At 44.7% G+C, this 22,610-nt stretch carries 24 protein-coding genes and 1 tRNA gene; 18 read left to right on the top strand and 7 right to left on the bottom strand.

What is annotated here, in order from left to right:
• Nucleotides 1-288: 288 nt before the first annotated feature.
• From BUB19_RS13375 to ruvC, 4 genes are all read right to left on the bottom strand, one after another.
• Entirely contained in the window at nt 289-885 is a 597-nt protein-coding gene (locus tag BUB19_RS13375; protein WP_073095061.1) for a hypothetical protein, read from the bottom strand.
• Nucleotides 886-2,175 (bottom strand): LVIVD repeat-containing protein, encoded by a 1,290-nt coding sequence (locus BUB19_RS13370; protein WP_073095060.1) that lies wholly within the window; start codon nt 2,173-2,175, stop codon nt 886-888.
• A 104-nt stretch (nt 2,176-2,279) separates the two neighbouring features.
• The gene (locus tag BUB19_RS13365; RefSeq protein WP_073095059.1) at nt 2,280-2,696 is read right to left on the bottom strand and encodes a nucleotidyltransferase substrate binding protein; all 417 of its coding nucleotides are present in this window, start codon (nt 2,694-2,696) and stop codon (nt 2,280-2,282) included.
• 68 nt (nt 2,697-2,764) lie between these two features.
• Nucleotides 2,765-3,346 (bottom strand): crossover junction endodeoxyribonuclease RuvC, encoded by a 582-nt coding sequence (gene ruvC / locus BUB19_RS13360; RefSeq protein WP_073095058.1) that lies wholly within the window; start codon nt 3,344-3,346, stop codon nt 2,765-2,767.
• Nucleotides 3,347-3,382: 36 nt separating this feature from the next.
• Here ruvC and BUB19_RS13355 point away from each other — a divergent pair, with 36 nt between their 5' ends.
• From BUB19_RS13355 to BUB19_RS13280, 16 genes are all read left to right on the top strand, one after another.
• A complete protein-coding gene (locus tag BUB19_RS13355; protein WP_073095057.1) occupies nt 3,383-4,498 on the top strand; it encodes a glycosyltransferase in 1,116 nt (371 codons plus the stop codon).
• A gap of 43 nt (nt 4,499-4,541) precedes the next feature.
• Nucleotides 4,542-4,793, top strand: a complete 252-nt coding sequence (locus BUB19_RS13350) for a hypothetical protein (RefSeq protein WP_073095056.1) — start codon at nt 4,542-4,544, stop codon at nt 4,791-4,793.
• Between the two features lies 1 nt (nt 4,794).
• Complete coding sequence (locus BUB19_RS13345) at nt 4,795-6,012, top strand: PP2C family protein-serine/threonine phosphatase (RefSeq protein ID WP_073095055.1); 1,218 nt, start codon at nt 4,795-4,797, stop codon at nt 6,010-6,012.
• 1 nt (nt 6,013) lies between these two features.
• Complete coding sequence (locus BUB19_RS13340) at nt 6,014-6,640, top strand: polysaccharide deacetylase family protein (RefSeq protein WP_073095054.1); 627 nt, start codon at nt 6,014-6,016, stop codon at nt 6,638-6,640.
• 3 nt (nt 6,641-6,643) lie between these two features.
• Complete coding sequence (locus BUB19_RS13335) at nt 6,644-7,744, top strand: glycosyltransferase family 2 protein (RefSeq protein ID WP_073095053.1); 1,101 nt, start codon at nt 6,644-6,646, stop codon at nt 7,742-7,744.
• Between the two features lie 108 nt (nt 7,745-7,852).
• Nucleotides 7,853-8,635 carry a TatD family hydrolase gene (locus BUB19_RS13330; protein ID WP_073095052.1) on the top strand — a complete coding sequence of 261 codons (783 nt, stop codon included), beginning with the start codon at nt 7,853-7,855 and terminating at the stop codon, nt 8,633-8,635.
• The gene (locus BUB19_RS13325; protein WP_073095051.1) at nt 8,625-9,701 is read left to right on the top strand and encodes an asparaginase; all 1,077 of its coding nucleotides are present in this window, start codon (nt 8,625-8,627) and stop codon (nt 9,699-9,701) included. The genes BUB19_RS13330 and BUB19_RS13325 overlap by 11 nt, the downstream gene beginning before the upstream one ends.
• A 162-nt stretch (nt 9,702-9,863) precedes the next feature.
• A tRNA-Ser gene (locus BUB19_RS13320) sits at nt 9,864-9,951 on the top strand.
• A 298-nt stretch (nt 9,952-10,249) separates the two neighbouring features.
• Nucleotides 10,250-11,062 (top strand): MotA/TolQ/ExbB proton channel family protein, encoded by an 813-nt coding sequence (locus BUB19_RS13315; protein ID WP_073095050.1) that lies wholly within the window; start codon nt 10,250-10,252, stop codon nt 11,060-11,062.
• 59 nt (nt 11,063-11,121) lie between these two features.
• The gene (locus BUB19_RS13310; protein ID WP_073095049.1) at nt 11,122-11,451 is read left to right on the top strand and encodes a hypothetical protein; all 330 of its coding nucleotides are present in this window, start codon (nt 11,122-11,124) and stop codon (nt 11,449-11,451) included.
• A gap of 2 nt (nt 11,452-11,453) precedes the next feature.
• Nucleotides 11,454-12,089 (top strand): ExbD/TolR family protein, encoded by a 636-nt coding sequence (locus BUB19_RS13305; RefSeq protein ID WP_073095048.1) that lies wholly within the window; start codon nt 11,454-11,456, stop codon nt 12,087-12,089.
• 2 nt (nt 12,090-12,091) lie between these two features.
• Nucleotides 12,092-12,556 carry an ExbD/TolR family protein gene (locus BUB19_RS13300; RefSeq protein WP_073095047.1) on the top strand — a complete coding sequence of 155 codons (465 nt, stop codon included), beginning with the start codon at nt 12,092-12,094 and terminating at the stop codon, nt 12,554-12,556.
• 140 nt (nt 12,557-12,696) lie between these two features.
• Complete coding sequence (locus BUB19_RS13295) at nt 12,697-13,023, top strand: rhodanese-like domain-containing protein (RefSeq protein ID WP_073095046.1); 327 nt, start codon at nt 12,697-12,699, stop codon at nt 13,021-13,023.
• A 144-nt stretch (nt 13,024-13,167) separates the two neighbouring features.
• Nucleotides 13,168-14,589, top strand: a complete 1,422-nt coding sequence (locus BUB19_RS13290; RefSeq protein ID WP_073095045.1) for an MBL fold metallo-hydrolase — start codon at nt 13,168-13,170, stop codon at nt 14,587-14,589.
• Nucleotides 14,590-14,789: 200 nt separating this feature from the next.
• A complete protein-coding gene (locus tag BUB19_RS13285) occupies nt 14,790-15,398 on the top strand; it encodes a YeeE/YedE family protein (protein WP_262485840.1) in 609 nt (202 codons plus the stop codon).
• Nucleotides 15,399-15,437: 39 nt separating this feature from the next.
• Nucleotides 15,438-15,926: a DUF6691 family protein gene (locus BUB19_RS13280; protein ID WP_073095043.1), complete on the top strand. Its 489-nt coding sequence runs from the start codon at nt 15,438-15,440 to the stop codon at nt 15,924-15,926.
• Between the two features lie 60 nt (nt 15,927-15,986).
• Here BUB19_RS13280 and smc read toward each other — a convergent pair whose 3' ends face one another.
• Together smc and BUB19_RS13270 are read right to left on the bottom strand one after the other, a co-directional pair.
• The gene (gene smc, locus BUB19_RS13275; protein WP_073095042.1) at nt 15,987-19,547 is read right to left on the bottom strand and encodes a chromosome segregation protein SMC; all 3,561 of its coding nucleotides are present in this window, start codon (nt 19,545-19,547) and stop codon (nt 15,987-15,989) included.
• 137 nt (nt 19,548-19,684) lie between these two features.
• The gene (locus tag BUB19_RS13270) at nt 19,685-20,113 is read right to left on the bottom strand and encodes a response regulator (protein WP_073095041.1); all 429 of its coding nucleotides are present in this window, start codon (nt 20,111-20,113) and stop codon (nt 19,685-19,687) included.
• Between the two features lie 650 nt (nt 20,114-20,763).
• On the opposite strand from BUB19_RS13270, the gene BUB19_RS13260 reads away from it, so the two are divergent.
• On the top strand, nt 20,764-21,231 hold the full coding sequence (locus BUB19_RS13260; protein ID WP_073095039.1) for a bactofilin family protein: 468 nt from the start codon (nt 20,764-20,766) through the stop codon (nt 21,229-21,231).
• 26 nt (nt 21,232-21,257) lie between these two features.
• Here BUB19_RS13260 and BUB19_RS13255 read toward each other — a convergent pair whose 3' ends face one another.
• A complete protein-coding gene (locus tag BUB19_RS13255) occupies nt 21,258-21,800 on the bottom strand; it encodes a hypothetical protein (protein WP_143156032.1) in 543 nt (180 codons plus the stop codon).
• Nucleotides 21,801-22,080: 280 nt separating this feature from the next.
• Here BUB19_RS13255 and BUB19_RS13250 point away from each other — a divergent pair, with 280 nt between their 5' ends.
• Entirely contained in the window at nt 22,081-22,587 is a 507-nt protein-coding gene (locus tag BUB19_RS13250; RefSeq protein ID WP_073095037.1) for a large conductance mechanosensitive channel protein MscL, read from the top strand.
• The last annotated feature ends 23 nt before the right edge of the window (nt 22,588-22,610 follow it).

The following is a 22,610-nucleotide window of genomic DNA, read 5'->3' as shown; positions in this document are numbered from 1 at the left end:
CAGTACTGGGTGAAGTCTGGCACTTCACCCAGTTATTTTCGGAATCGTAAACAGATTAAACCCGCCAAAAACCCATTTTTAATGCATTATCGCATGCACTTTAAAGAATGAGTACGTTTTCGGCCGGAGTTTGGTTTCTGGCATTACAAACGCCTCATATTCGTAACCAATCGAATTTCAGGGATGTAGAGGCGATCTACACGCGAAGAGAGACTTTTTTTCACATACGCACCGTACAGGACAGTCCGGAAATGAAATGTTTTTTCAACCCCTTTTTCAGTTCAATTTTTAAAACCAGTATCCCAACCGATATACCACATTATTAAAAGTTATTTTGTCAATGGCATAATAATTCCAGTCTTCCGGGCGGCTGGGGTCCGGATCGTTGACGCGGGGATTTCCCGTGGTCAGGTGGTAAACCTGTCGTTTGTAGGACAGACTTAGTGTCCAGAAATTGTCACTTTTTGTTTTGATGCGTAGCCCTGCCGTACCCTGGCCCATAAAACCCCCTTCCTGCCAGCGGTGTTCGTTCCATTCGGTGACCACCGTGGGTTCGAGAATAGTGGAGCCGAAGCCCAGGTCCAGACCCGCAAACAGCTGCCAGCGATCCTCCGGGTTCAGTACAGCCCGCCCCCCCATGGCGATGGGCATTACTGAGAGACTGCCATATTGGTCCAGCCCCGTCACAAATCCAAAAGCATATTTCCGGGAAAGCTGGAAGCCGTTAAATGTCTGGAAAGAAAAGTTGGTTCGGTTGCCGAGATCATCCCTACCGGTAAGTATGCCCATTTCCGAGTGGTGGGCAAAAGGTAAGGCCTGTCCCCAGCTGTTAGAAGGACAGGCCAAATATAGGGTTGCTGCAAAAATGATATAAATGATCTTCATCTATCGAAAAGATACACTGATACAGCTTAATTCCTTAAGTTTTTCGGGATCTGAGTAGTCAAACTGACACACGCCATCCGGACCAATGACAATCAGTGATTTTGGGCCCGGTATGATGTCGATGGAGGCATAATCCTTCAGGTGTTCAATCTGGTTATTGCTGATCTCCATCACGTCAGCTACGTTGAAACTCTTCAATCCGTGTTCGCCTTCGGCAAGGTATAAATAATTTCCCGAAAGTCCTAGTCCATGAGGATTCTCCATGGGATAGGATTTGATCAATTGGGGATTATACAGATCTTTGATGTCCAGGACGTGCAGCTCATCGGCACCCATTCGGCACAGGGCTCCACTCCTCAAAGTGACAAAAGCGTAATCGTCATTTACCACTACCGGATCACAGGAAGTCACATGTTCATATACGGCCATTTTTTGAGGTTCAGAGGGGTTACTGGCATCGTAGATGTGCATTCCCGTCATGGACCCGATAAATAATTTACCTTTAAAGGGGAAAATGGTCTCGATGCCCCAACCCAGGTTGATATTTTTCAGGTACTTCGGATCAGTGGGTTCTTCTACACTGAATATCCGCAGGTCGTAATCGTCCACCGTATACAGGTGGCCGCCAAGCAGCGTAAACCTGGCCATGGAGCCACCCTGGCCATAACTTTGCCCACCTCCACTTTTACTACCACCGCTATATGCAGCCATAGATTCCATTGCCATAAAGTCTGACCTGAAAGCGGGTCTTCCCCAACTGGACCACATCATATTGGGATCGGTAGAAGTAATCAGGGTATCTTTATAGGTGACGATGGTGCCTGTTTCTTCGTTGGTATACAGGTTAGGGAAAACATCTTCTTCCCTTTTCACCATTTCGATATCCTGCGGGTCGGAGATATCGAATGCCAGCAGGTCTACGTAGTTATCTGCGTAAAGAATATTATTGTTGATCGCCATATCGCCGGTACCCGGGATGTTGATAAAATTCAGGTTTCTGGGGCTGGAGGGGTTGGAATTGTCCAGGATATGAATGCCTTCTCCAGGTTCTGAAATAAACAAGTAATCCCCGTAAATATAGATTTTTCCGGGATTGTCCAGCGGCTTGCCAGGTTCGATGATGATGTCAGCTTCCCGGAAGCTATTGACCTGCAAAAATACCGGTACCTGCGTTTGGTACGTATAGGTGGTTTCTACCTGGTCTTCACAAGAGCTGACGACCAGCAGGAGCATGAGTGACATGAGCAGCTGCATGGTCCACTGGAAAGGTTGTTGTAAACTTGTTTTCATGGCCAAATGGGAATAAATGGAATCGATCTTTGAAGTTTCTTACTGACAGGACGATAGCAATCTTTCAAACGCTACAAGCTGATCGAAAAAAAATTAAAATTATTTTACACATCCAGATTTTTCCCCATGGAACGCTCAAAGTCTTCGAGAAAATGGATGTATTTTTTGACAATGTTTTCTGCCAGAGATCCCAGGTAGTCTCCCGGATAAAGCGGGTTGTATTTGATCCTCCAGATGATCATGTCCAGCCAGCCCTGTCCATCATCGATCAGGTCGGCATGAAAAGCCTCTACGGTGGCATCCCGGGAACCGGAGAAAGGTGGTTTGCCCTGCTTTCTGAAATAGGCAGCGATCGTTTCCAAAGCTGCATCGTGGGTTTTTTCAAAAAGCCTGACCAGCCTGCTACGGGTCTCATCATCCATGCCGTGACTTTTAGCTTCCTGGATCAGATCCCGTAACTCATTCAGTTGATTTACAAATTCGCCGAAGCAATTCTCGCAGTCTAGTTCTACTTTTTTCATCTGGAGACCTTTTTAGATATATCCCGATTTTAAATTACCAAATTACCGGTTAAATCGAAACAATTCACTTAATTTTTGTTTTTTACCCGGTCGGGGTTTTCGGTGAGAAATGCTTTCCATCCCCCACTTCGCCCCCTGGTTTGCAGACGTCCCTCATGAAAATGATGGCACAGTGCCACCGCCAGTGCGTCTGTTGCATCCAGCAAATGAGGAAGCTCCCTGATATTAAGCAATGTCTTGAGCATTTCGGCCACCTGTTCCTTAGAGGCATTCCCATTGCCCGTCACGGATTGCTTAACCTTTTTGGGCGAGTACTCTGTAATGGCAATTTCTTTGGCCAGAGCTGCGGCCATGGCTACACCCTGCGCTCTTCCCAGCTTGAGCATGGACTGCACATTTTGTCCAAAAAACGGGGCCTCCAACGCTACGGCATCAGGTGAAAACTCTTCCAGAATCTGGGTGATTTTATCGAAAATTTTTTTCAGCTTCAGGGCATGGTCGCTGTATTTTTTCAGGTGTATGACCCCAAATTGCAACAGAGAGTATTTGTTACCTTTGATCAAGATTAACCCAAAGCCCATGACATTTGTACCCGGATCGATACCCAGAACAATTTTTTCTTTCGTCGGAATTTTCGGTTCTTTATCCATTGGTGCAATTTACCACAAATCCTGTAAAGCGCAGTTATGATTGGTGCCCTATACTTTTTAGTTCTCGGCCTTTACCTGCTCCTGTTGCTGCTGCTAAGCCACCAATGGAAAAAAATACCATTTCCTCCCCCGGTAGAAAACCATCCGTCCGGGCTGAACGCCACCCTATTATTGCCCTTCCGGAATGAAAAATCCCATTTAACCAGCTTGCTTCCTCATCTGCTGCATACGCTCCCGGATCATCTTAAATTGATTTTTATAGATGACCATAGCGAGGATGGCGGAGCCGGTGTAATCCATTCCTTTATTGAGAAAAATCAACTGGGCCATTGGCTGTGCATAAAATCTAAGGGAATCGGCAAAAAAGCTGCACTGACCAGGGGTGTGGAGGCTTCTTCCAGCACCCTGCTGCTGACCACAGATGCAGATGTCCGACTCCAGACTGGTTGGTTTGAGAGCATGAGTGCTCCTTTCTCCCATCCGAATGTACAATTGGTAGCGGGACCGGTGATTTCTTCAGGTGGTGCCGGTCTTTTTGCCCGGTTTCAGCAGATCGAATGGGCGGCCATTATCCTTTTGACGGCCATTTCTTTCCACCGGAAAAGGCCCCTGATGTGCAGTGGCGCAAACCTGGCCTTTCGACGGGATGCATTTCTCAAAGTCAGGGGATACCAGGGCAATGCTCACCTCCTTTCGGGTGACGATGAATTCCTGATGAAAAAAATCATCCGGGAATACGGGGCTGCTTCCGGGGTGTACAGACCTTACCTTTCCGCACTGGTGACCACATTTCCCCTTTCCGGACCGGCAGCCTGGATTCGGCAAAGGAGCCGCTGGGCGAGCAAATGGAATGCCCACAAGGGGCAGACCCATATCATGACTGCTGCGGGATTGGCTCTGGCAGCCCTTGCTCAGGTGTTGACTTTTTTCCTCTTCCTGATTTCCTGGAAATGGTCTATTGGCATGGCGGTATTCTGGATCGGCAAATTTGCAGTAGAACGAGCTGTTTTGAGCCGGGTGCTCAGTAGGTTTCAAAGGTCGGCAGGGCATACAGATTACCTTATTGCCGGATGGCTTTTTCCTGTCCTGGTGTTGGCGGCCCTTCCATCGGCGATTTCAGGAAAATATTCCTGGAAAGGCAGGAAAAACTAATCTATCTCTTATTTTTGTCATTCTACCTAATTCAGGAGACGACATGACCGATGATGAATTTGACTTGTTGGACGAATTGTACTTTCTGCAATCGTATGCCTATCTTCAGGATAGTTTGGGATGGGAGGACGACAGGCTGCTCCAAAATCTGGAGGTAATGCTCAGGAAGGGCTGGATAAAATGTTATGCAGGGCCAGAAGAGGAGCTTTTTGCCGATCCACCGATACAGCGCGAGGGCAGGGAGCTTTATTACCTGGCTACCAAGAAAGGCCTCCTACAACACAATATGAAGTAATATGACAACAGAAACCGTAAAATACCAAAGGAAAGAATTGGAATTAAAGGCGCTGTTGGAAATTACGCAAGCCATCAATGAAAACAAGAATGAAAATGTACTGCTGAACATATTCAAATTTACCTGTCTGGTACACCTGAACATCAAATCCCTCTTGTTGTATGTGTTTAATGAACAAGAGCAGTTTTTTGACCGGAAGATTTCGCATCAGGTAAAAGGCAAACTGCCGGATCACATCCAAAGGGAAGATGTACAGGAAAATAAGACCCAGGGCAAGCTGAGCCTGACCCTTTCTGGTGAGTACTCCTTTTCCGAGGTAAACATTTATGTGCCCGTTTACCACAAAGACAAAATGCTGGCCATATTATTTCTGAGTACCAAGGACAAGGAAAAAGGTCTGGACCTGGATTTTACCCAGGCCCTGGCAAACATTCTGGTGGTGGCGCTGGAAAACAAGCGCTTTGCCAGAAGGCAATTGGAGCAGGAACGCCTGCGGAAAGAACTGGAAATTGCCAGCAATGTGCAGCGTATGCTGTTTCCTTCCACCCTGCCTTTCGATGATAAGTTGAAAGCCAAGGTTACCTATTATCCCCACAGCACGGTTGGCGGCGACTATTATGATTTGGTACAACCTACCGGTAACGATGTGTATTTTTGTGTGGCCGATGTCTCGGGCAAGGGGATGCCAGCCTCCCTGCTGATGTCCAATTTTCAGGCCGCCCTGCGAACTTTGTTACGCAGTGGTTCGGATTTGAAATCCATCGTAGAGCAGTTGAATTTCACCACCTTTGAAAATACCAAGGGAGAGCGGTTCATTACTTTTTTTCTGGGGCATTACAGCTACAAGGATAAAAGGCTCAGCTATATCAACGCAGGGCACAATTCTCCGGTAATCTGTCTGAAAAAAGACCATAGTCTGGAGGTTTTGGAAGCGGGCACCACCATACTCGGAGCCTTCGAAACCTTACCTTTCCTGGAGCAGGGCGAGCGTAAGGACCTGGAAAATTTCATTTTACACCTGTACACCGATGGGCTTACTGAGACCTTTAATCCCGACGAAGAAGAATTTGGAGAGGAGCGTTTTCTGGATTATATCAAATCCCACCCGGGTGAAGATCCGGAAACCTTTCACGCAGGTTTGTTCAGGGCGCTGCAGGAGTTTTCCGGAGGAGTATCCAGAAACGACGACATCACCCTATTAAGCCTTCAGTTTGATTGAGATGAGACCATTCAGGGTGCCTCATATAGCACAACGTATGTTTAGCGAATTTACCTGGCACAAGGACAGGGGGCAAAAAGCCATATACCTGACCTTTGATGACGGGCCGGTTTCGGGGGTTACGGAATTTATTTTGCAGGAGTTGGAAAGCAGAAATATGAAAGCTACTTTCTTTATGGTGGGCAACAATATTCAGAAGACCGGTGACCTGGCCAGGCGGGTACATGAGAATGGTCATGCGATAGGCAACCATACCTTTCACCACCTCAACGGCGCCAAAACGGAAACCTCCAGGTACCTGGTGGATATAAGCAGATGCCAGCAGGAAATCCTCGACAGTACAGGAGTAGACAGCAGGCTTTTCCGACCACCCTATGGACGCATCACTTGTTCCCAAAAAAAGAATGTTCAAGCCCAACATGAAATCGTTTTATGGGATCTGATCTCCTGGGATTTTCGGAAGGAAATGTCGCCGTCTGTCTCCCTGCAGCAACTGATACGTAAAAGTGCCAATGGTTCTATTGTTTTGTTTCACGATCAGAAAAAGACTGAGTCCTTTCTGAGGAGGATGTTGCCGGGCTACCTCGATTTTTTAGCAGACGCCGGTTACCAGGCCAAACCACTGTAAACCATGTTGACCTACCTTACATTGGCAGTAATGACCGGGGTTGGTTTACAATATTTTCTGCTGTGGTACCTGATCGGCTATCACTTTAAAAAACATGAATCAAATCTGCATGCCCTGCCTGTAGTAAATGTATTGCTGCCCTGCCGCAATGAGGCACATACCCTTCCGGATTGTCTGCAGGCCTTTGAAGATCTCCGGTACCCGGTAGATAAGATCCGGTTTTATGTGGCAGATGACCACAGTGAGGACCAGACAGCAGCCATCCTGTCCCGTTGGACGGCTGCCGGAGAAAATCGCCACCTGGTGTCGCTGCCTCATCCACCAGGCAAGCAGGAAAACGGCAAGGCGGTAGCGCTCGCTGCGATGATTGACCGGGCCGGGGAAGGGCTGCTCCTGTTTACAGATGCAGACTGTATAGTGCCTGCCGGCTGGGCAGAAACGATGAGCAAGGCCTATCGATCAGAATTTGGATTGCTTACCGGCATCACTACCATATCGGGCAATGGTTTTTTTCAGCGCATGCAGTCGTTAGATTGGTGGCTGGTCCTGGGAAAGGTGAAGGTGGTATCCGATTTGGGGTTTTCTCTTACAGCCATGGGCAATAACATGATGGCGGACCGGGATGCCTATCACCGGTCAGGCGGCTTCGCGGCAGTAAGGGATCAGGTGACAGAGGACCTGGCCCTTTCCATAAATATGTACCGCCAAGGCTACCGGCCGGCACATTTGGTGAACAAGGATGTGTTGGTAAAAACCCGGCCGCAGAAAAGCTTTGGCTCCCTTTTGGAGCAAAGGAAAAGATGGGCCAGGGGCGCATTCTCACTGCCATGGTACTGGCAGATGCTTTTGGGCCTCCAGGTGGTTTTTTATTTGGCATTGGTAGTGGGGCTGATACAGTCATTTTGGCTGGCTGCAGGTATTTGGGGATTGAAAATTTGCTTTCAATCCATGTTCATGAGCACTTTTGCGCGGAAAACGGAAACTAAAATCGGACTAATACCATTATTAGGCTTTGAAATTTACAATTGGCTGATCAGTTGGTCAACCGTACTGTATTATTTCTGGCCTTCAGGTATCAAATGGAAAAATCGAAAATACCGATGAAATCGAGCATGACGTAGCCCTCAAACACTGGGATGACTAACAACCATGCGAGATTCCCTGTCTGCCGACAGGCAGGCATGTGGCCATTAAAGAACAAATTATAGACACATGAAATTTATAGAGACACACGCCCACATATATAGTAGAAAATTTGCGGCTGATAGGAACAAGGTTATTCAAGATGCCATTGACGCGGGCATAGAGCAGATCTACATGCCGAATATCGACCTGGAATCCATTGAAGGAATGCTGGAGGTAGAAAGGGATTTTCCCGGGGTTTGTTTTCCCATGTTGGGGTTGCACCCCTGTGATGTGGGAGAAGATTTTGAAAAGCAGCTTTCGCAGATGGAGGAATGGTGGGGAAAGCACGATTTTTGGGGCGTAGGGGAGACTGGCATCGATCTCTACTGGGACAAAACCTATTTTGAGCAGCAGCAGGAATCGCTGAAAAGGCACATCCAATGGGCCAAAGAAAAGCAGCTGCCCCTGATCCTGCATTGCCGGGAATCCATACAGGAAACCATTGACCTGGTTCAATCCCTGAACGAGGAAAAGTTAACAGGAATTTTTCATTGTTTTTCAGGTAGCCTGGAGCAGGCCAGAAGCATTATTGAAATGGGATTTTATTTGGGAATCGGCGGTACGCTTACCTATAAAAACAGCGGAGTAGGAGAGGTCATTGCTGCGACTGGATTGGACAAAGTTGTTTTGGAAACAGACAGCCCCTATCTGGCGCCGGTACCATTCCGGGGCAAGCGAAATTCTCCGGAATACATCCCGCATATCGCCGAAAAAATGGCGGCATTCACCGGCAAGACGCTGGAGGAAGTAGCTGAAGTGACGAGAAATAATGCCCTGAAAGTGTTTAAACAAACCTCCCATGAATTATAAAATCGTTCGGCTCAATACAGCTTCCAGGCAGGAGATTGAGCATGCTGTGCTGATCATTTATACGGGTGGCACTTTGGGTATGGCTTATGATGAGCAGGGGGCATTGGTACCCTTTAATTTTGGGAAGATCCTCGAAAAGATCCCCAATCTCAATAACCTGAACATCAGCATTACCGTCATCTCCTTTCCCGAGCCTATCGATTCTTCCAATATCAACCTGCAGCATTGGGTAGACATGGCCTACATCATCTATGAGAATTACGACACCTATGATGGATTTGTGGTGCTGCACGGCACAGACACCATGGCCTACAGTGCCTCCATGCTCAGCTACATGCTGAAAGGACTGAATAAGCCGGTCATTTTTACCGGTGCCCAGTTGCCCATCAGCGCCATGCGATCAGATGCCAGGGAAAACCTGATGACTTCGCTGGAAATTGCCATTTCAAAAGTAAATGGAAAGCCGGTGGTGCCGGAGGTTTGCATTTTCTTTAACCACATGCTTTTGCGGGGAAACCGGGCAAAGAAAGTACAGAGTGTGCATTTTGATGCCTTTGAATCTGAAAATTATCCTCCTCTGGCAGAATCAGGTATCGTCATTGATTACAATTATGCGTCTATAAGACCCTATGAGGAGGGGAAGAAGCTCAGGTACCTGAACAAACTGGACAACAACGTGATGGTATTGAAACTTTTTCCCGGTATCACAGAGAATGTGGTTCGCCACTGTCTGGAAACAAAAGGACTGAAGGGAATGGTCCTGGAAACCTACGGATCTGGCAACAGCCCCAGTGAAGACTGGTTTGTAAAAGCCATGGAGGAGGCTGTGGACAATGGCTTACTGATCCTGAATGTTTCTCAATGCAATGGGGGCAGGGTGATACAGGGCAGGTACCAGACCAGCAAGGACCTCAAAAGGGTAGGGGTATTGAGCGGAGGAGACATTACCACCGAAGCGGCCGTGACCAAGATGATGTTTTTGCTTGCCAATGAGACCGATGAAACCGAAATCAAAAGGAAGATGATGATGCCGCTGGCCGGGGAGATGTCTGTTTTGAGTCAGTGAGGCCTTTCTGATCAAGGCTTTGACCATCAATCCACTAGCTTTCGCAGCCAAAAAAATAGCTTTTACACCCTGTTTTTTTTCCATAATAAAGCGGACAATTATTTGCATGGGCTGATTTTTATAATTTTATTTGTCGCTGCAAGAATGCCAAAATGAACAATTAGAGAGGTGTCCGAGCGGTCGAAGGAGCACGCCTGGAAAGCGTGTATACCCCTAAAGGGTATCGAGGGTTCGAATCCCTTCCTCTCTGCAAGTTTCCATCAATAAGTGATGATGTGCTGGCTTATTTTCACCGGATTAAAGTCAGTGACAAAAAAATGCGGTGGTTTTTCCACTCACATAGTGCGATTTCCATTTAAGTAAATTAAATTACGGGTTCTATTTAATTAAAATACCTTGGAAATCTGTTCGACGGGCTAAATTTCAAATGGTTTCTCACAAATTATAAAGGAATCATTTGCAATTTCAGTCGAAAAAATTATAACTTTAAAAACTTAATTCGAATTTAGAAACCGTTCAACCTTTAAAAGTCTATTAAAAACTACATTATGAAAAAGTTAATCGCTTTGTTCATGCTTTTCGGAATTTTATTCTCTCCGATGATCACAAAAGCACAGGAAGAAACAGAAGAAGCAGAAGCTGACACCACAGAAGAGGCAGCAGCGCCTGCTCCGGAACCAGATCCAACACCAGTCATGACCGACGACGAAATTGTAACTGAGGAGCAATCTTTTCATCAGGTTATAAAAGACAAGTTCATCGAGGGAGATCCTACTTATATGACTCCCGTCTTGCTGTGTTTGATTTTAGGATTGGCCGTTGCATTGGAAAGAATCATTACGCTGAATCTTTCCACCACCAATACCAAAAAGCTGTTGGCTAAGGTAGAAAATGCACTGGAAGAAGGAGGAATCGAAGCTGCCAAAGATGTTACGAAAAGCACCAGAGGTCCTGTTGCTTCCATCTTTACTCAAGGTCTGATGCGGTATTCTGAAGGTATCGACATGGTGGAGAAATCCATTATAGCATACGGATCAGTGGAAATGGGCCGTTTGGAAAAAGGGCTGGTATGGATTTCCCTGTTTATCTCTCTTGCCCCGATGTTGGGTTTCATGGGTACGGTAATCGGTATGATCGGTGCCTTTGACTCTATCGAAGCTGCAGGAGATATTTCACCTTCACTGGTGGCCGGGGGTATTAAAATCGCCCTTTTGACTACCGTTGCGGGTCTGATCGTCGCCATTATACTTCAACTGTTCTACAACTATTGCGTGGCAAAAATTGACTCTATCGTAAACGATATGGAAGATGCCTCAATCAGCCTGGTAGACATTTTGGTAAAACATAAATTGACCAGATAATTCTGGTCATTTTGTTTTTACCTTTAAAATGATTTATTTCACTTTAGAATCTAGATAAAATGGATACTACTGATATATTCTTATATGCAGGGTACTTGCTGATCATAGTTGGTGCAGTATTTGCGATACTAATGCCGCTGATCAAGTCATTTGGCGATCCCAAAAGTCTTTTAAAGACGGCGATTGGTGTAATTGTCATAGCTGCAGTATTTGGTATAGCCTACTCTACTGCAAGCGGTGATGTAGCCGCCAAGTACATGGCCGATCCTTTTAACATCACTCCGGAAGGTGCCAAAATGGTAGGGGGAGTACTGCTTACTGTTTACGCGTTGTTTATTTTGGCTATCGTCGGAATCGTGATAACAGAACTCAATAAATTAATCAAATAATTATGGGCAAGAGAGGTAGAATGAGTCAGGAGGTAAATGCAGGGTCGATGGCGGACATCGCCTTCTTGCTTCTTATCTTCTTTCTCGTAACCACGACAATCGCTTCGGACAAGGGTATCATGAATATCCTTCCTCCCAAGCAGGATCCGAACCAACCACCACCAGAGGTAGAACTGAACGAAAGGAACATTTTCAACATTCTCATTAACCTAAACGATGATCTATTGGTTGAAGGTGAATTTCGAAACAGTACAGACGGTCTGTCCGATGAGATCAAACGCTTTGTGCTGAATTTTGGAAATCCTGATGAAGATGCCGTGGCTTTGTTCAACAGCCTCCCGCCCTCGTTGAGAGGGATGGCAGAGCAAAGTCCGGAATCCTCAGATCACCCTATGTCTGGCGGAGCCGTTATCTCCATAAAAACCAATAGGGGTACCAGTTATGAGACCTATCTGGAAGTTCTGGATGAAGTAAAAAAAGCTTATTTTGAAATTTACGGCGAGCGAGTTGGCCTTACCGGAGAAGAGTACCGTGCCTTAACTGGTCAGAGTGCTGCGGAAAAGGAGTTGATGGACCGGGGAAAAGAGAACATACCCATGGCCATCTCTATCGCTGAACCTGATAAAATCGGAAGCTAATTATGTCAAAGTTTAAAAAGAAAACCAAAGCGGATACCAATATTCCAACTTCGGCATTACCCGATATCATTTTCATGCTGTTGTTCTTCTTTATGGTAACCACAGTATTGAGAGAGCAGGAGATATTGGTAGAGCAGAAAATTCCTCAGGCTACTCAGCTTCAGAAAATTCAGAAGAAAACGCTGATCTCCTACCTGTATGTAGGAAAACCTAAGAATACATCGCTGTATGGTTCAGAACCGAGGATCCAGGCCAATGATGTGCTGATCAATACTTCAGACATCGTGCTTTGGGTCAACCAGGAAAAAGATAACCTTTCTGAAGCAGAGCGGGATCAGATATGGATTTCCCTCAAAGCAGACCGTGATGTCAAAATGGGACCCATCAGTGACATTCAGTTTGAATTGAGAGAGGCGGATGCCAGGAAACTTATGTATGCTTCTGTAGGCAGAGTAGAAAACAATTGATTTTCATATTTCTGTATTCAATCATTGAAAGCTGTCCGAACGGACAGCTTTTTTTTTGCCTTTTTTGCTAATGTGATTAAAATTACTTTTTGGGCTTTTTGCATGACTTACTTTTGTTGTATCAGTTAACAAAAGAAATCATGTTTAATTTATTTCATAAAAAAGAAAAGCAGTATACTGACCTCAGCGCGGAGGATTTCCAAAGGGGCATAGAGGATCCGAAAGCGGTGTTGATCGATGTCAGGACCGCCGGTGAATTCAATAGTGGGAAGCTGCCCAGAGCCCGGAATCTGGACATGATGGGTAGTGGTTTTGCCAATCAGCTTAAAAATCTCCCCAGGGACAAAGCATATTACCTGTATTGCAGAAGTGGCAACAGAAGCGGCCATGCCTGTGCTACAATGGCTGAAATGGGCTTTACCAAAGTCTATAACCTTAGGGATGGAATTATTTCCTGGCCATTTTAGGTTCCTTATGTGACCAAAGTCCTAGTCGCTTTCAAATCGAAGCGTTTAATTTGAGTATTGTAAGCATTTGAGATGAAAATCAAATATTCCTCCGATTTAGCGTCGGAGCAGACGATTAAACAATAAAAATAGAAAAATATACCGATGAAAATAGAGCAAATATATACCGGTTGTCTGGCGCAGGGTGCCTACTATATTGAGTCAAATGGTGAAGCGGCCATTATAGATCCGCTCCGGGAGGTACAGCCTTATATGGATAAGGCCGAAAGGAATGGTGCTACCATCAAATACATTTTTGAAACCCATTTCCATGCGGATTTTGTGTCGGGACATCAGGATTTGTCAGCCAAGACAGGAGCAAAAATTGTATTTGGACCTACGGGTATGCAGATGGGCTTTGATGCTATTGTAGCTAAGGATAACCAGGTATTCCAATTGGGAAATGCCAGCATCCGGGTGATTCACACCCCGGGTCACACCATGGAGAGTTCGGTTTTTCTGCTCACTGATGAAGCAGGTAAGGATGTTGCCCTATTCACCGGCGACACCCTGTTTATCGGTGATGTGGGCAGGCCAGATCTGGCACAAAAGGTGGTGAAAGATCTGACCCAGGAGAAACTAGCCGGACACCTGTATGATTCATTAAGGGAAAAGATCCTGCCTCTTGCAGACGATCTGATCGTTTATCCTGCCCATGGTGCAGGAAGCGCCTGTGGTAAAAATATGAGTAAGGAAACCAGCGATACGCTTGGTAATCAAAAAAAGACCAATTATGCCCTGCAGGAAATGAGCAAGGAAGCCTTTGTCAAAGAAGTGCTTACCGGTCTTACTCCACCTCCTGCATATTTCCCTCAAAATGTCCTGATGAATATCCAGGGCTATGACAGCATCGATACGGTATTGGATAGGGGACAGCAGGCTTTGACGCCGGAAGCGTTTGAGACAGCAGCCAACGAAACCGGAGCTGTGGTATTGGATACCCGTTCCCCTGAAAAATTTGCCAAAGGTTTTATCCCCAATTCCATTAATATTGGCATTGATGGTAGCTTTGCGGTTTGGGTAGGGACCATGATCCCTGATGTCAAACAGGAGATTCTCGTGGTGGCCGATAAGGGCCGGGAAGAGGAGGTGATTACCCGCCTGGCGAGAGTTGGATATGATCATGCACTGGGTTATTTGAAAGGGGGGATAGATGCCTGGAAGAAATCCGGTAGAGAGACAGACAGTATTTCAGTTGTATCTGTGGATGAATTGGCAGCTCTTTCTGCTAAGGTCAGGAACATTAAGATCTTAGATGTGAGAAAAGCCAGTGAGCACCAAAGTGAACACCTGGTGGGTGCAGAGAATTTACCACTGGATTACATCAATGAAAACATGGCAGCAATCGATAAAAACATGCCTTATTATGTGCATTGTGCCGGGGGATACAGGTCCATGATTTTCAATTCTGTATTGAGGGCCAGGGGGTATGAAAACCTGGTGGATATTCGCGGTGGTTTTGATGCCATAAAGGCATCGGGCAAGTTTGAAGTTACTGACTATGTCTGCCCGACCACCCTATTGTAAAGTTATTTTTGGTTGATGTGTTGGTTGATGGCAGGGTCCGGTTCGCCTGGTTTCCTGCCATTTTTCCGACCTTACCGGCCTGATATTCCCCTTTATTTCCTATCATACAGAAAGACGGCAGTGTTTATGCATCTGTTATTCCCTGTGGTTGTCTGTATGGATTATAAAAGGGACTAGTCTGCAAACTGGTATTCAACCCGATAAATCAGACAAATAAATTTAAAAAAATGGAACAGATAGTAGAATGGATCAGGCAGCCCTGGCCCTGGTATGTGGCAGGACCCCTGATTGGGTTAACCGTACCCGCATTATTGATTATTGGCAACAAATCTTTTGGCATATCCTCATCGCTCAGGCATGTCTGCGCGGCCTGTATGCCTGCGAACATTCCTTTCTTTCAATACGATTGGAAAAAAGAGATCTGGAATATCCTCTTCGTGGTCGGTATATTTCTTGGGGGGCTGATAGCATCCCTGTTTTTATCCAATCCGGATGCAATAGTGATTGCTGCAAGTACCCAACAGGATTTGAGCGAGCTGGGTATCGCTGATTTCAACAGCCTTCTTCCCGCCGATATTTTCAGTTGGGCAAATTTATTTAGCCTAAAAGGATTGTTCTTTTTCGTTATCGGAGGCTTTCTGGTGGGCTTCGGTACACGATATGCAGGAGGCTGTACATCAGGTCATGCCATTATGGGGATCAGCAACCTGCAGTGGCCATCATTGCTGGCAACCATCTTTTTTATGGCGGGAGGCTTTGTCATGACGCACTTGTTTCTCCCCCTTATCATGAGCTGGGTTGGATTTTAACAACCGGGAGGCTTAATACATCCATCAAAAAATAGCAAAATGAAAGTAATAGAAAAGAAATCAAATAACCCAATAGAATGTGAGGCACCCAATATGCGCGAGACGGGGGAATCCAAATGGAAGCTCCTGCGGTACCTGATCGTTGGGGTCTTATTTGGGATCGTATTTGTAAAGGCCGAAGTCATCTCCTGGTTTCGCATTCAGGAGATGTTCAGGTTACAGTCTTTTTTCATGTACGGAGTAATTGGATCCGCCATTTTGGTAGGTATTATCTCCATCCAATTGATCAAAAGACTGGGCATCAAAACCCTGGAGGGAGAACCAATCAAAATTGCGGATAAAGAATTCAGAAAAGGTCAGGTCATAGGAGGTTTCCTATTTGGATTGGGCTGGGCACTGACAGGTGCTTGTCCCGGCCCCCTGTTTGCACAGATTGGCTCAGGCTTCTCCGTGGTACTGGTTACGCTGCTAAGTGCCATAGCCGGAACCTGGGTGTATGGCAGGTTTGCTGACAAACTTCCGAACTGATACCCCTTAATTCGAAATGTCACCTGATCCGGGTCGCAGAAGGTATGCGATCCGGATTTTTTATGCTTGCTCCTCGTCGTTTTCGACCAGTTCCCGGAGATCTACCGGGACCACTCTTGAGACTCCTGCCTCTATCATCGTAATGCCATAGATGATATCCGTGCTGGCCATGGTTCGTTTGTTATGCGTGACAATGATGAATTGGGATTCATTGGAGAATTTTTGGATGATCTGATTGAATTTATCAATATTGGCATCATCGAGCGGGGCATCCACTTCATCAAAAATGCAGAATGGTGCAGGTTTCAACAGATAAATAGAAAACAACAGGGAGGTAGCGGTCAGGGTTTTTTCACCACCGGAGAGCTGATTGATGGACAAGGGTCGTTTTCCCTTGGGTTTGGCGATGATCTCTATGCTGCTTTCCAGTGGTAAATCCGGGTCGGACAGTTTCAGGTCACAGTCATCTTCTTCCGTGAATAACGATCGGAACACTTTGACGAAGTTGCTCTTGATTTTTTCAAATGCGTCCAGAAACGTCTCCCTGGCTACCTGATCGATTTCGTTGATGGTAGTCACCAATGAGGCTTTTGCCTTTTGCAAATCATCTCTTTGTTCGGTAATAAAGGTATGCCTCTCTTTTATTTCATCGTAGGCTTCCATGGCCATGGGATTTACCGGTCCCATTTTCTCCAGTTTTTGTTTGACTTTGCTGACTTCCTCCTTGATGTATGTTTCGTCTTTACCGTCAAACTGGGCATCGATTTCGGGATCCTCCTGCATCAATTGGTCGAGGTCAATTTCAAATTCCACACTTAACCGCTCCTTCAATCCGTTGAGCTTGAGGTTGATTTCATTGGCTGCCTGCTGCAGTTCCATCACCAGACTGTCTACCTGTTCTTTGCGTTTCTGGATTTCTCTGACAGACTTGTCCACTTCATCGATTTCACCTCTTGCCGCATAATATTCTTTTTCTGCTTCATTGACGCCCTGTTCGATGGTTTCTTTTTCACCATAGAGTTCTATGAGTTCATCGTCTTTTACCTCATTGTTTTCGATCAGGGATCTTATTTCCTGATCTGTCCGGCTCATTTCGATTTGGGCGGTTTCAATGCGCGCTTTGCTGTTTTCGTAGGTACTTTGTTTGAAGCCAATTTCCTGCTCGATGCTTTGCAACTTGTTCAGGTGCTGGTGGTATTGAATATTTTCTTCATTGTATTGGGATGAGCGAATAGAAAGATCTTCCGCGACTTCCTGCAGCCTTTCGTTAATATCATTGATTTCCTCCTCCATCCGCGCAAACTCTTCTTTTGCTTCCGAAAGCTGCGGTCTTAGCGTTTCCAGCTCCTCGGTCAGGTCAGAAAGCCTATCCTGAATATCTTCTTTTTTGTTGGCATTGGAAGACAACATTTCCGCCAATTGTTCTCTTTTAGTTTTCAGGGAGACATACTCCTGATTCAATTCGTTGACTATCTTCTGCTTTTCCTCCAGTGTTTGTTTAAAACTGATGGCCCTAAGCCGGGAAACTTCCGTGGCTTTTTTATCGAGATTGGTTCGGACTTCGCTGATCTTTTTCTGAAGGGTTTTGATCTCCTTGTCCAATTTTTCCAGGTTTTTGGCCCTGCCAATTCTCTTTCCCTCAAACAAACCAACAGATCCTCCTGAAATGGTGAATTTTCGATCGATGAATTTGCCACTTTCCGTAATAAAAATGGCCTCTTGTGATCTGGGTACCTGATGGATATCGCCATTGAAGATGTACACGTCATCTAAAAGAAAAGCGACCAAAGGCGCGTATTTCTGATCGTATTCGATGATTTCAGTAGCGGCTACCGCATCTGAAAACAGTTTGTTCTGAGAGGGACGGAATTTTTCAAACCTTTCCAGAACAAAGAAATTTGCTTTTCCTTTTCCGGCATCACTCAATAACTTCACCGCTTCTATAGCTTCCTTTTCGGTTTCGACCACATAATAATTCATGTAGTTTTCAAGGAAGTTTTCTATTGTAACGCGGTACTTTTCATCCGTGGTCAGCAGGTCGGAGAGAAGAGGTTTGTTTTTGCCCCAGTTGCTGTGTTTTTTTAAAAACTTGATGGCCTCGGGAAATCCTTCCAGGTTATCCACCAGGGACTTGGTCAGTTGGTATTCATTACTCCTGGCATCAAGTTTTCTGTTGATCTGGGTCAATTCTTCCCGGATAAGATCCTGCATCCGCGTAGCCTCTTCCAGTTTCAGTTGATGACTTTCCTCTTCACTTTTGATTTGTTGCAGTTCCTGGTTTTCCTTTTCCAGTTGTTGCTGTATTCCGGTCAGGCTTTCGGTAAACCCAGCAAGGTTTTCTTCCTGGCTACTGTCATCGGTAGCGGTTTTTTCCAACTCTTGCTTGAGGCTGTTGAGTTGAATTTGTTTGATTTCCTGGCTTTTGGTAAGTTGGTACAGCTCATCCCGCTTTCGGGAGTAGCTGTTTTGAAGGACCTTTTGCTTTTCCTGCTGGGCGTTGTGCTGTACCTTTTTTTCTTCATACATGGCTTTCAGCTCCTGCACCTGCTGTTCCTTCTCTGCGATCAGCTTCCCAGCGACTTGCTGCTCCTGTTCCAGAGATTTGATACTGAACCCAGCCCTTTCATTGCTTTTCTTGTCTTGCTCAATTTGGGTTCTGAGTTGTTCGGATTTGTCCTGAAGAAAGCGCAATCGTTCGTTTTTTATTTTTTTGTCGCTTTCAAATTGCCGTATCTTCAGCACATGTTCGTTTAATGATTTCTGCCGGGAGCCCAGTAGTTTTTCTTTATGCACCATGCCCGACTTTAAGGATTCCAGAGCAGCTTCTTTGGCGGAAATGGAGGCGTTTAATTGTATTTTCTGGTCATTCTCGGCCTCCAATTTTTGATTGATATGGATCAGCGCCTGGCTCTGGTCCTGCACCCCTTTTTTAGCCAGTGCTATGCTTAAAGATTTATACTCTTTTTTAAGTTCGAAGTAACGAACGGCTTGTCTGGCTTGCTTTTCCAGGGACTTGAGGTTTTTTTCTATTTCAAACAATAGGTCCTCCACCCGATCCAGGTCTGCATCGGTGTCTTCCAGTTTTTTTAAGGTTTCTTTTTTTCTGGTTTTAAATTTGGATATCCCCGCTGCCTCTTCAAATAAATCCCGTCTCGAATTATTTTTATCGTTGAGAAGCTCATCAATCATTTTCAGTTCTATGATGGCATAGCTATTGGAATTGATACCGGTATCCAGAAAAAGGTTGGTGATGTCCTTTAGCCGGCAGGTGACCCCGTTGAGTAAATATTCACTTTCCCCTGAGCGGTAGTATCTGCGGGTAATGGTGACATGGGTATATTCGGTCGGGAGCAGGTTTCTGGTGTTTTCAAAGGTCAGGGACACCTCAGCCATGTTGAGCGGTTTGCGATTTTTGGTCCCATTAAAAATGACATTTTCCATCTTATCCGAGCGGAGCATTCTGGTCTTTTGCTCTCCAAGCACCCAGCGAATCGCATCCACTACATTGGATTTGCCGCAACCGTTCGGACCTACTATACCCGTGATCCCCTTATCAAAATGGATCAGGACTTTATCACCGAAACTTTTGAAACCTCTTATCTCTAGTTTGGAAAGCTGCATGCAGGTTGATTTAATACCTAACAAATTTAACCCAATCCAGGCAATTTGCAAGGGAGCAGGAAAACTGTTGTCAACTGATAATGATGTGCCGTGGAGTACGGAAATGCGAACGGAATGAACAAAATGCAGGGGTTACATCAATTGATCGCATTTTTGTTTTTGGTGATGACGATATTTTTATCGAACAGATTGTATATCTCGGTGAATACCTGTGGATACACGGGCTTTTCCAGGTAGCCAATTACCTGAGGGTATTTATTGGATTTGGCTTTGTCTGCCGGATCGGTGGAGGAGGTGACCATTACCACCTGGATTTTGTTTTTGTAAGCTTTTTCCTGTAGCAGTTCTAAAAATGACCAACCATCCATTACCGGCATGTTGATATCCAGAAAGACAAGTATGGTATCAAAATCGTCTTTGCGGTCTTCCAGAATCTGAAATGCCAACTTACCGTTTTCCGAAGTGTGAATCGGTCCGCCTAAGGGGGAAGTTTTGACAATTTTTTTAATGTAGTGCAGGGTCAAGATGTCATCGTCTACAATAATGGTCTCAAGTTTCTGTTTCATGCCGCAACTTTAATTTAACCCGGAAATCCAGCTATCTTACTTCACTTCTGTATCTCGAATTTATGACTTAAAACAAGATAAACAAAATGGAATTTAAAAAATTGAGGTTGTAAATCAAAATTATAACCTATAAACCCATTTATGTAATAAAAGAAATAACTGGTATAATTAAACTATGTTTTTCGAAACTCACCATACTGTCGATTTACCAAAAGCTGCCTGGAAAATGCGTTTTACAGGCAGGAAAATAACTCTCATTTATTTTCAAAACTAAAACAATGATTCTGAAAAAATAATGGTTCCAAACGCTATCACTCCAGATAATTGAATTTGACGCTACCATTATTGGTCTTTATGTTTATTCCTCATGCAAAAGGAAATAAAATATTAAAATATTAATAAATTAAATGTTCCTTTTTTTCGGGGTAATTCTTATAGAATCTAAAAAATGATTTATAATTGTAGGTACAGGTAAAAATACAATAATATATACGGTAAAATTGTTTTAAATTACCTGAAAATGCTTTGTAAAATTTTTTCTTGTGGAGTATATTTTTATGTTCTATATTTAAAATATAATTAGAGTTTATTGTATTATTTGATCTGGTAAAATGATCTCTCAAACAGTTTTTAACATAAAAAGAACGAGTATGTGGACCTCAGAAAAAAAATCCAATCCGGCTCTGGATGGGCCAAGTTCAACCTCCTTTTTTGCTCCTGGCTTCCGGATGATAGGTGATATCGATTCCAGCAATGATATCCGGATTGAGGGTATCATCCAGGGAAACCTGACTACCACCAAAAGGGTCATTGTTGGAAAAACGGGCCAGATTATTGGTAACGTTAAAGCCAACCACGTTTCTATTTTGGGAGAGGTGGTCGGTGAGGTGGTCGCTACAGATATTACCGTGATCGGCGATACCGGCGTTGTTCATGGTTCTGTTATCACCAATAAAATCAAGATAGAAACAGGGGCCGAAGTAGAAGCTTGTATTAAAAAGTATCACGAGAAGAAGGAGCTGAATGCTGCCGAAAAGGAGAGCAGTACGAGAAAGACCGAAAAGATCAGTGAAAAAAGCCTTCAGCCCCAATTGATCAAAGAATCTTTTGAAAATTGAAGCCAGGGAAAACAGGTACTAAGGGATCAATTGTCCCTTAGTGCCCTTTCTTTTTTAAAATCCTGTTCTCCCAATACCATTTCGGAGGCCAGCCTGGCTATTTTTTCCAGACTTCGGGTTTCGGGCTTAATTCCATTCAATACCTTTATGATTGAGCCATGCTTATCGAGAAAGAAAACCGGATTTTTGTAACCTGCCATTTCGTTTAACTGGCCAAGCGGATTGGTGCTTGTCTCCTGTTTGGTTTGGTAGAATATAGGAAATACCAGATCTTCGCTCAGGTAGGAATTGACCCAATTTACAGATCTGAGGTGTTCGTCGAAGGATTTTCGGTTAAACCCAATCAGGTTAAAATTAAGTGCTTTTAGCAGTCTAAGCCCTTCCAGAAATTTGTTTTTTTCTGAGTTGTCCTGCGGAATTATTTCCGAAGGATTGATATAAACAATCGTTCTTTTGTTTTTTATCATCGACTGGAAGAAAACATTTCCAAAATGCGTTCTCACCAACAGATTTGGAAAATCAATCCGCTTTTCAGGTTCGAGTGAAATTAATTCTTTGGTTTCCATCATAGCCATGGTAGTTTTGGTAGTTGTTCATAGGATTATGAATATAATAAAATTTAATTGAAATATTAAATGAAAAAATGAGTTTCTTATTGAAAACTGATCTAAATCATATAAATATCTAATCAAAAGCAGGTGGACAGGGGTAAAGTGTGCAGAAAGTTGTTTTTCTGCTGGTTTTACACCTGCTTACAACAGGCTCCATTGTTATTTTCAGGTAGATGCCGGCAAATCCCTGCAATCAAATCAATAAATTTTGTAACTTGATCTTTAAAGTAATAGCAGCATGGATTCGGGAACAATTTTCTACCTCATAGCGATTATCATTTATTTCATCTATACGACTTTTGCCAGGAAGAAGGAACCGGAGATGGACAACGAGGCAGAGGTGCCGGAGCAGGCCCCTAAAAGGGGCCCCTCCTTTGAAGAATTGTTGCGCGAAATCCGGAATGAGCAGTCGGAAAGGGAAAGAGATTTGCAACAGGATGAGCCGGAGGTACTTGCAGAAGAAACCCCTGAAGTATCCGGCCGCACCAGTCCGGGACCATCTGAGGAAAGACCGGTTAAGACAGAAGAAACTTCTTATCGGGACCCTTACAGGAATATCAAGCAACCCCTGGTAAAATTGGATGATCAGGTGGATTTGGAAGACGACAGAAAAATACTCGGAGAGGTTGTTGATGTAGCGGAGGAATATTCAGGAAGGAGTAAATATGCCCGTATGCTTAAAAATAGCGAATCCGCCCGGGATGCTGTTATTCTCACCGAAATTTTCAATCGGCGTCATTTTTAAAGATTTACAGGATTTTTCAAAGC

It is taken from the genome of Cyclobacterium lianum, assembly GCF_900143075.1.
Lineage (GTDB): Bacteria > Bacteroidota > Bacteroidia > Cytophagales > Cyclobacteriaceae > Cyclobacterium > Cyclobacterium lianum.
The sequence above is the reverse complement of the archived record's forward strand: the minus strand, read 5'-3'. Positions and strand labels throughout refer to the sequence as shown.

Coding starts and splice junctions, on each gene's coding strand:
- BUB19_RS13375 (WP_073095061.1), bottom strand. CDS start 885: ATGAAGATCATTTATATCATTTTTGCAGCAACCCTATATTTGGCCTGT.
- BUB19_RS13370 (WP_073095060.1), bottom strand. CDS start 2,175: ATGAAAACAAGTTTACAACAACCTTTCCAGTGGACCATGCAGCTGCTC.
- BUB19_RS13365 (WP_073095059.1), bottom strand. CDS start 2,696: ATGAAAAAAGTAGAACTAGACTGCGAGAATTGCTTCGGCGAATTTGTA.
- ruvC (WP_073095058.1), bottom strand. CDS start 3,346: ATGGATAAAGAACCGAAAATTCCGACGAAAGAAAAAATTGTTCTGGGT.
- BUB19_RS13355 (WP_073095057.1), top strand. CDS start 3,383: ATGATTGGTGCCCTATACTTTTTAGTTCTCGGCCTTTACCTGCTCCTG.
- BUB19_RS13350 (WP_073095056.1), top strand. CDS start 4,542: ATGACCGATGATGAATTTGACTTGTTGGACGAATTGTACTTTCTGCAA.
- BUB19_RS13345 (WP_073095055.1), top strand. CDS start 4,795: ATGACAACAGAAACCGTAAAATACCAAAGGAAAGAATTGGAATTAAAG.
- BUB19_RS13340 (WP_073095054.1), top strand. CDS start 6,014: ATGAGACCATTCAGGGTGCCTCATATAGCACAACGTATGTTTAGCGAA.
- BUB19_RS13335 (WP_073095053.1), top strand. CDS start 6,644: ATGTTGACCTACCTTACATTGGCAGTAATGACCGGGGTTGGTTTACAA.
- BUB19_RS13330 (WP_073095052.1), top strand. CDS start 7,853: ATGAAATTTATAGAGACACACGCCCACATATATAGTAGAAAATTTGCG.
- BUB19_RS13325 (WP_073095051.1), top strand. CDS start 8,625: ATGAATTATAAAATCGTTCGGCTCAATACAGCTTCCAGGCAGGAGATT.
- BUB19_RS13315 (WP_073095050.1), top strand. CDS start 10,250: ATGAAAAAGTTAATCGCTTTGTTCATGCTTTTCGGAATTTTATTCTCT.
- BUB19_RS13310 (WP_073095049.1), top strand. CDS start 11,122: ATGGATACTACTGATATATTCTTATATGCAGGGTACTTGCTGATCATA.
- BUB19_RS13305 (WP_073095048.1), top strand. CDS start 11,454: ATGGGCAAGAGAGGTAGAATGAGTCAGGAGGTAAATGCAGGGTCGATG.
- BUB19_RS13300 (WP_073095047.1), top strand. CDS start 12,092: ATGTCAAAGTTTAAAAAGAAAACCAAAGCGGATACCAATATTCCAACT.
- BUB19_RS13295 (WP_073095046.1), top strand. CDS start 12,697: ATGTTTAATTTATTTCATAAAAAAGAAAAGCAGTATACTGACCTCAGC.
- BUB19_RS13290 (WP_073095045.1), top strand. CDS start 13,168: ATGAAAATAGAGCAAATATATACCGGTTGTCTGGCGCAGGGTGCCTAC.
- BUB19_RS13280 (WP_073095043.1), top strand. CDS start 15,438: ATGAAAGTAATAGAAAAGAAATCAAATAACCCAATAGAATGTGAGGCA.
- smc (WP_073095042.1), bottom strand. CDS start 19,547: ATGCAGCTTTCCAAACTAGAGATAAGAGGTTTCAAAAGTTTCGGTGAT.
- BUB19_RS13270 (WP_073095041.1), bottom strand. CDS start 20,113: ATGAAACAGAAACTTGAGACCATTATTGTAGACGATGACATCTTGACC.
- BUB19_RS13260 (WP_073095039.1), top strand. CDS start 20,764: ATGTGGACCTCAGAAAAAAAATCCAATCCGGCTCTGGATGGGCCAAGT.
- BUB19_RS13255 (WP_143156032.1), bottom strand. CDS start 21,800: ATGATGGAAACCAAAGAATTAATTTCACTCGAACCTGAAAAGCGGATT.
- BUB19_RS13250 (WP_073095037.1), top strand. CDS start 22,081: ATGGATTCGGGAACAATTTTCTACCTCATAGCGATTATCATTTATTTC.